The organism is Cronobacter turicensis (assembly GCF_041222865.1).
Taxonomy (GTDB): Bacteria; Pseudomonadota; Gammaproteobacteria; order Enterobacterales; family Enterobacteriaceae; genus Cronobacter; species Cronobacter turicensis.
The window spans coordinates 238,716-252,731 of the sequence record NZ_CP165997.1 but is presented as its reverse complement, the minus strand read 5'-3'; the positions used below and the strand labels follow the sequence as shown (position 1 = coordinate 252,731).

Genomic DNA, 14,016 nt, shown 5'->3' with positions numbered 1-14,016 from the left:
ACGTAACCTTATTAAACCCTGCCGGACGAGGCGCCGACAGGCGGGATGAACATGGGGTATGCTTTATTACAGGGCAACGACAGCGCGTTTCTTACAACAATTACCGGCACGTCGCCTGCCCCTTAAAAACGCCAGAGAAAAATCCTTTCAGATCGCTTTTTTCATCCCAGTTCAGCGGCCCGGTTACGGCATGCGCGCCGCGCGCGTGTCGGTTTCCTGTTAGCGCGGCGCACAGCGCGTTTTTAACGCCCCGCCTGGCCGCCGTGTTCACTGTCATCGCATTGACTGCCTGAGATAGCGCCAGCGCAACCATCCCCGCAAGCCAGCGCTTTGCGTTGCTGTTCATTCTCAGAATCCCCGTTCGTGATGTGTGTGTTGCTGATTAGTTTTATTATGGTTAAAAAATATTCTGTTGATTTAATAGACAACGCTACTTTTACCTGTCTCTTTAATGGGTTAGCGTGGTTTTTGGCGAAACTATAATTAAAACATCTATTTTTCAGTCTATTAAGCAAAGATAATATTCTGAAATATACCTGAGATAAACAAAAAAAAGCGCAGCGAATAGCATAAAATATCGGCATTATTAGCCAGATAAAACGCTACCTTTCAGCGTTATGTGCTGGTTAAATTTCATTCCCCGCGCTTTCAAGCTACCTAATGAATAAGACAAAAACTAATCAGCTACCGAATAGATCTTGCCGGGGCGTCCAGCAGCTGAAAAAAATCAGGTAAACTCAGAGATTCATCCCTGGCGGAAAGGCTGTTATGAAACTCACCATTCTTCGTCTGCATACCCTGAGCGAACAGGACAAAATCGACCTCGCGAAAATCTGGCCGGAATATCCTTCTGAATCGTTACGTCTTGATGAGAACCATCGAATTTACGCCGCGCGCTTTAACGACCGACTGCTGGGCGCGGTGCGCGTGACGCTGCGCGGCACCGAAGGCGCGATGGATTCCCTGCGGGTACGCGAAGTGACGCGCCGACGCGGCGTCGGGCATTACCTGATAGAAGAGACGATCCGCGATAACCCGTCGATGACGGACTGGTGGGTGATGGATATTGGCGTGGAAGATTACAACGTGATGAACGCGTTTATGCAGACGCTGGGATTTGCGGCGCAGCAGGATGGCTGGGTGAAGCGGTTAGAGGCGTGACGCTGACGTAGCCATTGATAAAAAGGCAGGTGCGCTGCGCTTACCTGCCCTACAACCCCTTCAATCTCCAGCTCCAGGGCGGGTAAGCCTGCGCACCCGCCGGGTGGGCATGTAAGGTGGGTGCGCTTCGCTTACCCACCCTACGCACTGTGGTGCAGAGGACGCAATAGCCTATTTCCCCAAGGTTTTCGTGCTACAGCAAGGCGGCAAACCCTGAAATCCCCGGGAGCTTACATCAGTAAGTGACCGGGGTTGAAGGGTGCAGCCAACGCCGCTGTGGTGCGAAAGACGCCGGGGAAATTATTTGGCGTCGGTCGCCGTACCATTGGCATGCCAGGTAAACACGCCGAACTCAAACCCTTTCAGATCGCCTTTCGAATCCCAGGTGAGCGGGCCCATCACGGTGTCGACGGCGTTCGCTTTCAGGTATTTGGCGATAGCTGCCGGATCCTGGCTCTGGTTCAGGCCCGCAGCCAGCGACTGCAGCGCGGCGTAGGTGGTCCACACGAACGCGCCGCTCGGATCCTGTTTCTTCGCCTTGATAGCGTCCACAATCGGTTTGTTCGCCGGGACCTGATCGTAGTTCTTCGGCTTGGTGACTAACATGCCTTCGGCGGAATCGCCCGCGATGTTAGACAGCGACACGTTCGCTACGCCTTCCGGGCCCATAAACTGGGTTTTCAGACCAGCGGAGCGCGCCTGGCGCAGGATCTGCCCCATTTCCGGGTGATAGCCGCCGTAGTAAACGAAATCGATGTTTTCTTTCTTCAGACGCGCCACCAGCGTGGAGAAATCTTTTTCGCCCGCGGTAATACCGTCAAAGAAGACCACGTTCGCGCCGCCTTTCTTCAGGCCATCCTGTACCGCGCGGGCCAGGCCTTCGCCGTACTGCTGTTTGTCATGAATGATAGCGATGCGCTTCGGCTTCACTTTATCAAGAATGTATTTAGCGGCGGTCGGGCCCTGATCGGAATCCAGACCAGTGGTGCGCAGGATCAGCTGATAACCGCGCGCGGTCAGCTCCGGCGCCGTGGCGGCAGGCGTGATCATCAGAATGCCTTCGTCTTCATAAATATCAGACGCCGGCTGGGTAGAGGAGGAACACAGGTGGCCGATGACATATTTCACACCGTCATTCACCACTTTGTTTGCCACCGCCACCGCTTGTTTCGGGTCGCAGGCGTCGTCATATTTGGTGATAACCAGTTTGTTGCCTTTGATGCCGCCTTTGGCGTTGATGTCAGCTACCGCCTGCTCGGCGCCGGTAAACTCCTGGTCGCCGTATTGCGCTACCGGGCCAGACATGGCGCCCACTACGGCAATTTTAATGTCTTCTGCCATCGCCATGCTGCTCATCGCCAGCGCAATTGCGCCTGCCAGTAACGCTTTGCCCTTCATTTTCATCCTGAGGTTCCCCATTCTTGTGGTTATTGCAGTTGTGATGTTGTTGTTTTTCGCTACTTTATTTCCGCTTCGCTTATTAGCGCAGCATTTAATATTAGTTTTAAGCCCTGCTGCCCGGCCAAAAGCAGCATACTCTGCTAAAAACATACCCCATTTTTATGAATTTGGAATCACTATTTTTCACGTCAATTATGGTGGGAAGTGGCGAAAAAACGTCCGCCGCGTCTGTCACGCGGCGGGTTATCGGGTTTTACCAGCCCGCGGGCAGATAACCGAAGGCGGAGAGCACCGCGTAAATGGCGCTGGCGATATAGAGCAGCACAATCAGCCCCTGGATGAGCGGATGCGTGCTCCAGCTACACTGCCAGCGGGGCGTTATCTCCCCGTGACGGCGCGCGCCGCGCAAAATAAGCATAGGCATAATGGAGAGGATCACGCCGCTGAAGACGCCCGCAAAGTAGAGCGCGTTCACAAAAGAGACCAGCCCGCTGTAAGCCAGCGCGAACGGCGGCAGCGCCACGACCGCCAGCACACCGAGCCGCTTGAGCGGCTGCGCGTCGTCACCCAGACGGAACTTATCGAAAATATTGGTCAGAAAACTCCCGCCAAGCCCCCAGTAAGAAGTGAGCATCGCGCACAGCGCGAAAATATTGGCGGAAAAGAACGCCCACTCGCCGAGCGCCCGGCCCCAGGAGATGGTCGCCACTTCAGAGATATTATCGAGCCCGCTCAGCGCGATGACCGACAGCGGCACCAGCGCCAGCAGCGTAAAGGTAATGACCATCCCGACGATAATCGCTTTCGGCAGTTTTTCGGGTTTATCGGCGAACCCGCGCGCCATCTCCGGCACGATGTACTGCGCGGCGAAGCAGAACGCGGTGACGTTGAACACCGGCACCATGTAGCGCCAGTCGCCATCGAGCAGCCAGCGCATCTGCGTCGATTCATGCAGGAGAGTGGCGACCACCAGCACGGCAATCATCACCACCATGCCGATACTGATAAATTTCTCGCCGCGGCCGATAGCCTTGAGCCCGAGCCAGAGAATGCCTGCCGCCGGGATAAAGAAAATCAGGCTGCCGATGGCGGGCGAGACGCCGATAAGCGAGCTTAGCAGTTTGCCGCTGCCGGTCATGTAGGCGGTGAGCGCGCCGACGCTGTTGACGCACACCGACGCGAACATCAGCCAGGCGCCGATGCGCCCGACATAGCGCCCGGCGAGGCCGCTGAGCTGTAAATGCGCGCGGGTGCGCAGCGTCGCTTCCGCGACATAAAGCATGGTGATGGTGGTCAGCACGCCGACGAGGGCGAGCCAGAAGAGGAGCGGCATAAAGCCCGCTTTGCTGGAAGCGTAGGCGATGGAGAGTACGCCGGCCCCGATGTTGGTGCCGACGATCATCGCGACGCCTTCAACGAAGCTCAGGGATTTAGGGGATGACGCTGCCCGCTCTCGGGACGCCCACAGTGAGGCGGAAGTCGTGTTTTCAGACATAGTTCTTCCTTAAATATCCGGCGGCTATCACCACCGGAAGCGGTTGTGTTCACGGTGTGTTGTTGTGTTAGCAAGTGAGATATTTAAGCTTCGGGCCTGTCAGCCTCCCGAAGCGCGCTCCTTCGCAGGTCACCCCAAAGACGCGCCGTTATGGCCCGCTGCTGCGCGGCGGCCAGGCCATAAGGCGGGCGCCCTCGGGGTAATTCCTGTTTCGTTTTGCGGCACGGTGGGCGCGCTACGCTTACCCACCCTACGCACGGTTTTATGTGCCTTATCCTGTGGGTGCGCGGTGCCCACCCTACGGGCCAGGGGCTGTGCTTTTATGTAGGGCGGGTAAGCCATGCGCATCCGCCGTTCCAGCCCCCTGGTTCAACGCCCCAGCGCGCGCGAGAGGATCTCCAGCGCTTTACTGAACTGCGCATCCGGGATGGTCAGCGGATAAAGGAAACGGATAACGTTGCCGTAAACGCCGCAGCTCAGCAGCAGCAGCCCCTCTTCGCGGGCGCGCGTCAGCACGTCCTGCGTAAACGCCGGCGACGGCTTGCCGGTTTGTGGATCGTTAAACTCCACCGCCACCATCGAGCCCTGCCCACGTACCTCGGCAATCGCCGGGCAATACGTCCGCGCCTGGTTGAGCACCTCCTGCAGATGCTGGCCCAGCTCGTTCGCGCGCTGGCACAGGTTTTCCTGCTCAATCACATCCAGCACCGCGTGCGCCGCCGCGACCGCCAGCGGGTTGCCGGCGTAGGTGCCGCCAAGGCCGCCCGGCGCAGGCGCGTCCATCACTTCCGCGCGCCCCACCACGCCCGAGAGCGGCATACCGCCCGCGAGGCTTTTCGCCATCGTCAGCAGATCCGGCTTCACGCTGTAATGCTCCATCGCAAAGAGTTTGCCGGTGCGCGCAAAGCCGCTCTGCACTTCATCGGCAATCAACAGAATGCCGTGCTCGTCGCACAGCGCGCGCAGTGCCTCCATAAACGCAGGCGGCGCGACGTTAAAACCGCCTTCGCCCTGTACCGGCTCCAGCACGATGGCCGCCACCTGATCCGGTGCGATATCGGCTTTGAAAATACGCTCCAGGCTCGCCATCGCGTCATCCACCGACACGCCGTGCAGCGCGTTCGGGTATTGCGCGTGGAAAACCGACCCAGGGAACGGGCCGAAGCCGATTTTGTATGGCGCCACTTTGCCGGTGAGCGCCATCGTCATAAACGTGCGTCCGTGGAAGCCGCCGCCGAAGGTGATTAAGCCGGGGCGACGGGTATACGCGCGCGCGATTTTCACGGCGTTTTCCACCGCTTCCGCGCCAGTAGTGAAGAACGCGGTTTTCGCCGGGCCGTCAATCGGCGCGCAGTCGTTAATACGCTCCGCAAGCGACACATAGCTTTCGTAAGGGACTATCTGATAAGCCGTGTGCGTAAAGGCGCGCAGCTGATTTTCGATAGCCTCCACCACGCGTGGATGGCGATGACCAGTGTTCAGCACCGCGATCCCTGCCGCGAAATCGATAATCTCGTTGCCTTCCACGTCCCACAGGGTGGCATTGTCGGCTTTTTCGGCATAGAAGCCGCACATGACGCCGACGCCGCGTGGGGTGGCGCTCTGACGACGTTGGTTCAATTCTGAATTTTTCACCCGCATTCTCCTGCTGATAAACGTCACTTTTTAGCAACAAACCTGAAACAGTGACGTTTATTTACCCAACCTATGGCCCTATAATCGAGTACCAGTTTTGAATAAATGAGGGATCCAATTGCATTCTTTAGTGTCCGATCTCTTATTGCTTCGCCTCGGCGAACAGCGCGACGAACGCCTGCATAAGCGGCTCTATAACGCGCTGCGCCTGACTATTCTCGACGGCAGCCTGCCTGCGCAAAGCCGTCTGCCCGCCTCGCGGGATCTCGCGCAACAGCTTGGCCTTTCTCGCAACACCGTGTTAACAGTTTATGAACAATTACTTGCAGAAGGATATGTGACGTCTCGCGCCGGTAGCGGAACGTTCGTTGCCAGAATGCTGCCGGACAGCCTGTTATCTGCGCCGCCGGTGGCCCAGGGGCAGCACGATCGCGTTGCGCACGCGGAGTTCTCATCACGCGGCAAAACGCTGCTTGGGCAGGTCAGCGCCAGCCCGAAACAGTGGGGCGCGTTTATCCCCGGCGTACCGGATGTACATGCGTTTCCGCACCAGCTGTTCAGCAAAATTCAGGCGCGGATCAGCCGCCGCCCCAGCCCGCAGCGCCTCACCTACAGCTGTCAGGGCGGCACCCCGGAGTTACAGCGCGCGCTGGTGGATTATCTGCGGGTGTCGCGTTCGGTTCACTGCACGGCGGATCAGGTGCTGATCACCGAAGGTATTCATCAGGCGATCGATCTGGTGGCGCGCATGTTGTGCGATCGCGGTGATACGGCGTGGGTGGAAGAGCCGTCGTACTGGGGCATCCGCCATGTGTTGCAGATGAATGAGGTGAACATTACGCCGGTGACGGTCGACCGCGCCGGCATGGTGCCGCCGGAGGGCCAGGAGACGCCGCCGCGGCTGATTTTCGTCACGCCGTCGCACCAGTATCCGCTGGGCGCGGTCATGAGCCTTGAGCGTCGCCAGCGCCTGTTAACGCTGGCGCGCCAGACCGGCAGCTGGATTGTGGAAGACGACTACGACAGTGAATTTCGCTTTTCCGGCCAGCCTATTCCGGCGTTGCAGGGGCTGGTGGCGGACCCGCCGGTGATTTACATCGGCACCTTCAGCAAAACGCTCTATCCGGGCCTGCGTATCGGCTATGTGGTGCTGCCGCGCGCGCTGGCGCAGGAGATGAAAACCGCGCATGCTGAGCTTTATCGCGGCGGCCATTCGATTATCCAGGCAGCGCTGGCGGAGTTTATCGAGGCCGGGCATTACAGCGCACATATCCGCCGGATGCGGCTGCTGTATGGCCGCCGTCGGGCGTTTCTGACGGCGCTGATAACGCGCTATCTGGGGCCGGAGGCGCTGTCGGATTTCAGCGATAACGCCGGGCTGCATCTGGTGCTGAATCTGCCCGATGACGCGGACGACGTGGAGATTGCCCGTCTTGCCAACGCGCGCGACATTCTGGTGCGCCCGCTGTCGCGCTATTACCTGACGGAGAACCGGCGTCGCGGCCTGCTGATGGGATTCGCCTGTGTGGCGGAGGAGAAAATGGAGGGTGCGTTTAAAGCGCTGCTGACATGTATCGAGGCGGCTTACCCCGCGCTTTCGCGCCGCGCATAAAACAAAACACCCCGCTTAAGGCGGGGTGTGTCATCAGACTAACGTGACTTACGCTTCTATCGCGGCACGCAGTTTTTTCATCGCGTTTTTTTCAAGCTGACGCACGCGTTCGGCAGAGACGCCGTAGCGATTGGCCAGTTCCTGCAACGTGCTTTTATTGTCTTCATCCAGCCAACGCGCGCGAATGATCTGCTGGCTGCGCTCGTCGAGACCCTGCATGGCGTCGGTCAGTTTGTCGGCGGCGTGTTCTTCCCAGTTGTCATCTTCAATGCCATCGGCAAAGTTAGAAGATTTATCCTGAAGGAACAGCACCGGAGCCATCGGCTGGCTGTCACCCGCGTCGTCATCCGGGGACATGTCAAAAGTCATGTCCTGCGCGGCCATACGTGATTCCATTTCACGCACATCTTTGCTGGAAACGCCCAGCTCGCGGGCCACCATTTCCACTTCATCCTGGTTAAACCAGCCCAGACGCTGCTTGGTTTTACGCAGGTTAAAGAACAGCTTACGCTGCGCTTTGGTGGTGGCGACTTTCACGATGCGCCAGTTACGCAGCACATATTCGTGAATTTCAGCTTTGATCCAGTGCACGGCGAAGGAAACCAGACGCACGCCCACTTCCGGGTTGAAGCGACGTACCGCTTTCATCAGGCCGATATTGCCTTCCTGGATCAGGTCCGCCTGCGGCAGGCCATAGCCCGCATAGTTACGAGCGATATGAACAACAAAACGCAGGTGAGACAGGATCAGCTTTTTCGCTGCTTCCAGATCGCCCTGGTAATGCAGCTTTTCAGCCAGTGCCCGCTCTTCGTCTGCCGACAACATCGGCCAGGCGTTGGCCGCCCGGATATAGGAATCCAGGTTACCGACCGGGGCTAAAGCTAAAGTTTGCATTTCTTTGGTCATTCAAATCCTCTCAATCGACATCGAACTGGCGTTCGTCCCTGGTCAGGCAACAAACGGGCCAGTGTGTTTGAGCAACGAGAATATCAGCCACTCTTTTATCAGACCGTGATTTTATCCACAAGTTCCCTGTAGGCTTGTGAATAAATTACGCACAAAATGTGACATTGCTATGAAAAAGCGTGGGCAGGAGAAGCAGAAGTTCATCGGTACGCATCCCCTGCTGCCGGGAACTCGTAGCAGGGGATGATTATAACAAATATTTTTTATTCGGGGGTAAAGTGACGTAAATGTTGCACGGTGGCAAGCCAGGCGGCCGCCCAACCGATCATGGAACAGACCAACAGCAGCAACAGGCACTCATCGAAAGATAACCCGCTGATTTCAAATGTAGTTCCGAACACTTTCGCGACATCCGTCACCGCGGCGGATAACCGCATCACCAGGATTTCTGACAGAATCAGTGAAAGTAATGCGCCCGTAAACCCGAGCAGCGCGCCGCCGTAAAGGAACGGTCGCAGGATGAAACCATCCGTCGCGCCAATGAGTTTCTGCACGTTGATGGTGTCGCGGCGCGCGAAAATGCTCAGGCGCACGCTGTTGCCGATAACCAGGAACACGGCCGCCACCATCAGCACGCCAATCATCGCCGCCACGCGCCCGACCAGCCCGGTGAGCGCCGAAAGCCGCGCGAACCAGCTGTCATCCATACGCACTTCGTCAACGCCCTGAAGTTTCGCCACGCGGTCGCGCAGCGTATTGAGCGCCTCGCTGCTCTGGAAATCAAGCTTCGGCTCGACCACCACCACGGCTGGCAGCGGGTTTTCTTCCAGCATATCCAGCGCGCCGCCAAAGCCCGACCAGTTGCGGAATTCACCGAGCGCCTCGTCGCGCGACAGGTAATTGACCTTCGCCACGCCCGGCTCGGCCTGAAGCTGACCCACCACCTGTTGCGCGGCGCTGTCATCAAGCGTCTTGTCGAGATAGACCGTTATCTGCGGCGACGGATAATACTGCGTCGCGGCCTCGCTGACGTTCTTATACACCATGTAGCAGACGCTCGGCAGCGTCAGCGAAATGGCAATCACCATCACCGTTAAAAACGTAGCGAGCGGTTTGCTTTTCAGATCGGCAAGCGCGCCCTGCCAGGCGTAACGCACCTGTTCATTGATGCCGCCCTGCCGCGATTTGCCTTTGACGTTGGAGCCTTTATTTCGCTTCTGCACAGGCCGTCCTGTTTCACCGGAAGAACGCTGTTTACGGAAATTATCCAGTTTGTTGCTAAAGCGCCGGATTTCATTCAGCGCATCACGTTTATTCACCAACACGGCCTCCATGCAAATGCCCTTCGCTCAGGGTGAGCACCGGGTAGCTGCGCCGTGAAATAAGCCCGGTGTCGTGCGTCGCCATTAATACGGTCACCCCGACGCGGTTAAACTCTTCGAAAAGACGCAGAATGCCTTCCGAGAGGGCGTCATCCAGGTTGCCCGTCGGTTCATCCGCCAGCAATACGGCAGGTTTATTGACCACCGCGCGGGCGATGCCCACACGCTGCTGTTCACCGCCGGAGAGCTGAATCGGGAAATTTTTCGCTTTGTCCAGCAGCCCCACTTTATCCAGCGCCGCCGATACGCGACGGCGAATATCTTCGCCGCTGGCGCCCGCGATGATCAGCGGGATCGCCACATTATCGTAGACCGTTCTGTCCATCAGCAGATGGTGATCCTGGAAAATCATGCCGATCTGACGACGCAGAAACGGCACTTCGCGGTTTTTCAGGCGGCTGATATCGTGACCGCCGAACCAGATTTTCCCGGCGCTCGGCCGTTCGATACCGCAAATCAGCTTCAGCAGCGTACTCTTACCGGCGCCGGAGTGGCCGGTAAGAAATGACATCTCGCCAGGGCGCAGGTGGAAAGTCACCCCCTGCAGCGCTTGTCTCCCACCGAGATAGGCTTTGCTGACATGTTCAAAGCGAATCATGGTTAATCCTCTCGGGCAAAAAGTGCCTCAATAAAGTCGCCCGCGTTAAACGGACGCAAATCTTCAATACGTTCGCCCACACCAATGTAGCGAATCGGAATGCCAAACTGATCGGCCACCGAGAAGATCACGCCGCCTTTCGCGGTGCCATCCAGCTTGGTGAGCGTAATGCCAGTGAGCCCTACCGCCTCGTGGAACAGCTTCGCCTGGCTGACGGCGTTCTGCCCGGTGCTGGCGTCGATAGTCAGCATCACTTCATGCGGCGCGTTCTCGTCGAGCTTTTTCATCACGCGAACGATTTTTTTCAGCTCTTCCATCAGGTGCGATTTATTCTGCAAACGCCCGGCGGTATCGGCAATCAGCACGTCCACGCCGCGCGCTTTCGCCGCCTGGATGGCGTCGAAAATGACGGAGGCGGAATCCGCGCCGGTATGCTGCGCGATAACCGGAATGTTATTGCGTTGGCCCCAGACCTGGAGCTGCTCAACCGCGGCTGCGCGGAAGGTATCGCCCGCCGCCAGCATCACCGATTTACCCTGCTGCTCGAACTGACGCGCCAGCTTGCCGATGGTGGTGGTTTTACCCACGCCGTTGACGCCGACCATCAGGATAACAAACGGCGTATTTCCTTCGACACTCAGCGGCTCGTCCACTTTAGCGAGGATATCGCCCATCTCTTCTTTAAGAAGGCCGTAGAGCGCCTCGGCATCGCGCAACTGCTTACGGCTCGCGCCTTCGGTGAGGTTGGCGATGATTTTACGGGTGGTATCCACGCCCACGTCGGCAATCAGCAACTGCTCTTCGAGCTCCTCGAACAGATCGTCGTCGATTTTTTTGCCGCGGAACAGACTGATAAATCCGGAACCGAGATTTTCTTTTGTTTTCAGTAGGCTGCGTTTAAGACGCGCGAAGAAACCTTCTTTGGTCGGCTTCTCCTGCTCCACCACCGGCGCGACGTCTTCTGAGGCTTCCGGCTCGACTTCCAGCGCAGCTTCCGGATCAGCCGCCAGCGCAGCCAGCTCTTCTTCGCTAATCGGCGCGTCTTCTGCAATCTCGTCTTCATCGTGCGGGGCGTCCGCCGCCGCAGGCGCTACCGCCGCCTCTTCAACAACGGGCGCTTCAATAACAGCCGCGTCTTCGATGACGTCTTCTTCGACGATCGTTTCCGCGACCGTTTCGGGCTGAGGCTCAGCGACAGACCCCGGCGCAAGCGTTACCGGCGTGCGGTTTTCTTCCTGCTCCGGCAACCACTCTTCAGCTTGTGCAACCGGCGGGTTTACGGCTTCCGGCTCCGTGTTCAGCGCGGGCTCTGGCTGAACCGGCGTCTCAATGGTTTCCGGCTGCGTAGCCTGCTGCTCTTCATGCACCACGCTTTCGCTGACGGCTACCACCTCATCGGCGAATTTTTCAGACTCCGCCAGGGAATGGGGGGCCTCATCAGCCGCTGTCTGCGAGTCAGGCTCAACGCGCTCTTCTGTCGCCGCGGGTTGTTCTGTTACTTTTTGTTGTTCGGCTTCAGTTTCTGCCTGCTCTTTCTGGCCAAAACCCAGCCAGGAAAAAAAGCCACGTTTCTTCTCTTTTGCCATTGGCGAATGCACTCCTCGCGGTTAATACATGGCGCAGTCCCGTCGTCTGGCTCAGGGTACTGAAAAAAATTGCGAATGAATAAGTTAGTCTACCACTTTCCCGCCGGGGCGGCATACCGCCGCACGGAGGTTTCGCCCGCCCGTTTGCGCCGCTAGAATAGCAGCCTGAACAGAAAAGCGTGTGAGCATAATGAAGAAACCAACCTCCTCGGGTAGCGGCCAGATCCGCATTATTGGCGGACAGTGGCGCGGCAGGAAGCTGCCGGTGCCGGACAGCCCCGGCCTGCGCCCCACCACCGACCGCGTGCGCGAAACCTTATTTAACTGGCTGGCGCCGTATCTGGTCGGCGCGCGCTGCCTGGATTGCTTCGCCGGCAGCGGCGCGCTGGGCCTGGAGGCGCTCTCCCGCTACGCCGCCGACGCCACGCTTCTGGAGATGGAGCGCGGCGTCGCGCAGCAGCTTCAGAAAAACCTTGCTACGCTCAAATCCAGCGCTGCCAAGGTAGTGAACACTAACACACTCAATTTTCTGAGCCAGAATGGCGAGCCGCACGACATCGTGTTTGTCGACCCGCCGTTTCGCAAAGGGCTGCTGGAAGAGACGCTGAACCTGCTGGAGACGCGCGGCTGGCTGGCGCCGCAGGCGCTGATATACGTTGAAAGCGAAGTGGAAAATGGCCTGCCGCCGGTGCCTGCCAGCTGGCAACTGCACCGCGAAAAAGTGGCGGGGCAGGTGGCGTACCGGCTTTATCTGCGCGAATCACAAGGAGAGCAAAATGCTGATTAATCTGGGGCGCCTGCTGATGCTGGGCGTGTGGGGCTTTCTGGTACTGAACCTGATCCAGCCGTTCCCGCGCCCGCTGAATATTTTCGTTAACGTGGCGCTATTTTTCATGATAATCATGCATATTCTGCAATTATCGCTGCTGCGCGCCACGCAACCCAAAGACGCCCCGCCGTTAAGCCGCTTTCAGCAGGCGCGTATTTTTATCTTCGGCGTATTTGAACTGATCGCCTGGCAGAAAAAGCAGAAGAAGCCGCGTTAACGCGCGGACAAGTCATTTTTGTAGGGCGGGTAAGCGACGCGCACCCGCCATGCCAGGTTAACGCGCGGGCGCGGGGACAAACTCCAGAAACCGCGTTCCCTGATACACCAGCTGGCCCTGGTCGCCGACCGTCAGCTGGTGATAATGGGCCTCATCCAGCCGAAACCGCATCTCCGCCCCACCGTCTTGTGGGCGAAACGTCGCCTCATACCGCACGGTTTGCGCAGGCGGCGCCACCTGTTGCTCACGCGAACGCCGTCCGTTAACCGGTTTTTCCCGCTTGCTGGCCACCACCACGTTTTGCTGCGTGACCGGGGCCGCGTCATTTTCTGTTTTCTCGCGCCGCTGCTGCACATAGCGAAATGAGGCGGCCGCAACGATTAACGCAATGATAATAATGAAAAAAAGTGGTGGCTTACTCATGACAGATCCCGGCGGCTTATCTCTTTTTAAGAATACCCCGCAGCGCCAGGCGTTGTCATCCCGCCCGTCTGACCACTAGACTGAAATCAAGGGCCGTGCGCTGCGTGCGTACGTTACAATAACTGAATCAGGGACTTATCATGCTTTGGTCGTTTATTGCTGTCTTTTTATCCGGTTGGCTGTATGTCGATGCGTCTTACCGCGGCGCGACCTGGCAACGGTGGCTGTTTAAGCCATTAACGCTGCTGCTGTTACTCTTGCTGGGCTGGCAGGCGCCGCTCGCGAGCCCGACGGGCTATCTGGTGCTGGCGGGCCTGGTGGCGACGCTGGCAGGCGACGCGCTCATGCTGCTGCCGCGCCAGCAGTTGCTGTACGCCTTCGGGGCGTTTTTCCTGTCGCACCTGCTCTATACCGTCTGGTTCGCCAGCCAGATGACGCTCTCCTTTTTCTGGCCGCTGCCGCTGGCGCTGCTGGTGATAGGCGCGGCGCTGATCGCGACCATCTGGACCCGCCTTGGCGATCTACGCTGGCCGATTTGCACCTATATCGGCATGACGCTGGTGATGGTCTGGCTCGCGGGGGAGCTCTATTTCTTCCGCCCGATAGACACCAGCTTCTCCGGCTTCGTCGGGGCCGTGCTGTTGTTGCTCAATGCGATCGTCTGGCTCGGCAGCCACTACCGTAAGCGCTTCACCGCAGACAGCGCCATCGCCGCCGCCTGCTATTTCGCGGGCCACTTTATGATTGTCCGCTCGCTGTACCTTTAAACCA

14 protein-coding genes are annotated in these 14,016 nt (G+C 58.1%); 5 read left to right on the top strand and 9 right to left on the bottom strand.

The features are described 5' to 3' along the window. Nucleotides 1-100 precede the first annotated feature (100 nt). On the bottom strand, nucleotides 101-346 hold the full coding sequence (locus AB8W27_RS01175; RefSeq protein ID WP_015742795.1) for a hypothetical protein: 246 nt from the start codon (nucleotides 344-346) through the stop codon (nucleotides 101-103). A 422-nt stretch (nucleotides 347-768) separates the two neighbouring features. On the opposite strand from AB8W27_RS01175, the gene panM reads away from it, so the two are divergent. Continuing rightward, nucleotides 769-1,161 (top strand): aspartate 1-decarboxylase autocleavage activator PanM, encoded by a 393-nt coding sequence (gene panM / locus AB8W27_RS01170; RefSeq protein ID WP_007765109.1) that lies wholly within the window; start codon nucleotides 769-771, stop codon nucleotides 1,159-1,161. A gap of 300 nt (nucleotides 1,162-1,461) precedes the next feature. Here the strand turns inward: panM and AB8W27_RS01165 are convergent, their stop codons facing one another. The 3 genes from AB8W27_RS01165 to AB8W27_RS01155 all read right to left on the bottom strand — a co-directional run bounded on the left by AB8W27_RS01165 (nucleotide 1,462) and on the right by AB8W27_RS01155 (nucleotide 5,692). Beyond that, nucleotides 1,462-2,565, bottom strand: a complete 1,104-nt coding sequence (locus AB8W27_RS01165) for a branched-chain amino acid ABC transporter substrate-binding protein (protein ID WP_161577982.1) — start codon at nucleotides 2,563-2,565, stop codon at nucleotides 1,462-1,464. Nucleotides 2,566-2,815: 250 nt separating this feature from the next. Beyond that, nucleotides 2,816-4,057: an amino acid permease gene (locus tag AB8W27_RS01160; RefSeq protein ID WP_041924016.1), complete on the bottom strand. Its 1,242-nt coding sequence runs from the start codon at nucleotides 4,055-4,057 to the stop codon at nucleotides 2,816-2,818. A 369-nt stretch (nucleotides 4,058-4,426) separates the two neighbouring features. Beyond that, nucleotides 4,427-5,692, bottom strand: a complete 1,266-nt coding sequence (locus tag AB8W27_RS01155; protein ID WP_041924017.1) for a 4-aminobutyrate--2-oxoglutarate transaminase — start codon at nucleotides 5,690-5,692, stop codon at nucleotides 4,427-4,429. A 118-nt stretch (nucleotides 5,693-5,810) separates the two neighbouring features. Here AB8W27_RS01155 and AB8W27_RS01150 point away from each other — a divergent pair, with 118 nt between their 5' ends. After that, complete coding sequence (locus AB8W27_RS01150) at nucleotides 5,811-7,304, top strand: PLP-dependent aminotransferase family protein (protein ID WP_071820330.1); 1,494 nt, start codon at nucleotides 5,811-5,813, stop codon at nucleotides 7,302-7,304. A 48-nt stretch (nucleotides 7,305-7,352) separates the two neighbouring features. Here the strand turns inward: AB8W27_RS01150 and rpoH are convergent, their stop codons facing one another. The 4 genes from rpoH to ftsY form a co-directional block, all read right to left on the bottom strand. Beyond that, the gene (gene rpoH, locus AB8W27_RS01145; protein ID WP_004384844.1) at nucleotides 7,353-8,210 is read right to left on the bottom strand and encodes an RNA polymerase sigma factor RpoH; all 858 of its coding nucleotides are present in this window, start codon (nucleotides 8,208-8,210) and stop codon (nucleotides 7,353-7,355) included. A gap of 263 nt (nucleotides 8,211-8,473) precedes the next feature. Continuing rightward, on the bottom strand, nucleotides 8,474-9,529 hold the full coding sequence (gene ftsX, locus AB8W27_RS01140; protein WP_207552692.1) for a permease-like cell division protein FtsX: 1,056 nt from the start codon (nucleotides 9,527-9,529) through the stop codon (nucleotides 8,474-8,476). Then, complete coding sequence (ftsE, locus tag AB8W27_RS01135; RefSeq protein WP_015742802.1) at nucleotides 9,522-10,190, bottom strand: cell division ATP-binding protein FtsE; 669 nt, start codon at nucleotides 10,188-10,190, stop codon at nucleotides 9,522-9,524. The genes ftsX and ftsE overlap by 8 nt, the downstream gene beginning before the upstream one ends. Nucleotides 10,191-10,192: 2 nt before the next feature. Next, nucleotides 10,193-11,776: a signal recognition particle-docking protein FtsY gene (ftsY, locus tag AB8W27_RS01130; RefSeq protein WP_041924020.1), complete on the bottom strand. Its 1,584-nt coding sequence runs from the start codon at nucleotides 11,774-11,776 to the stop codon at nucleotides 10,193-10,195. 190 nt (nucleotides 11,777-11,966) lie between these two features. Between ftsY and rsmD the strand changes: the two genes are divergently transcribed. Next, complete coding sequence (gene rsmD / locus AB8W27_RS01125; protein WP_038858699.1) at nucleotides 11,967-12,563, top strand: 16S rRNA (guanine(966)-N(2))-methyltransferase; 597 nt, start codon at nucleotides 11,967-11,969, stop codon at nucleotides 12,561-12,563. Further along, nucleotides 12,553-12,822: a DUF1145 family protein gene (locus AB8W27_RS01120; protein WP_015742805.1), complete on the top strand. Its 270-nt coding sequence runs from the start codon at nucleotides 12,553-12,555 to the stop codon at nucleotides 12,820-12,822. The genes rsmD and AB8W27_RS01120 overlap by 11 nt, the downstream gene beginning before the upstream one ends. Before the next feature lie 57 nt (nucleotides 12,823-12,879). On the opposite strand, the gene AB8W27_RS01115 is transcribed toward AB8W27_RS01120, so the two are convergent. Beyond that, nucleotides 12,880-13,245: a DUF2500 domain-containing protein gene (locus tag AB8W27_RS01115; RefSeq protein WP_015742806.1), complete on the bottom strand. Its 366-nt coding sequence runs from the start codon at nucleotides 13,243-13,245 to the stop codon at nucleotides 12,880-12,882. 140 nt (nucleotides 13,246-13,385) lie between these two features. On the opposite strand from AB8W27_RS01115, the gene AB8W27_RS01110 reads away from it, so the two are divergent. Next, on the top strand, nucleotides 13,386-14,012 hold the full coding sequence (locus tag AB8W27_RS01110; RefSeq protein ID WP_015742807.1) for a lysoplasmalogenase: 627 nt from the start codon (nucleotides 13,386-13,388) through the stop codon (nucleotides 14,010-14,012). Nucleotides 14,013-14,016: the final 4 nt, after the last annotated feature.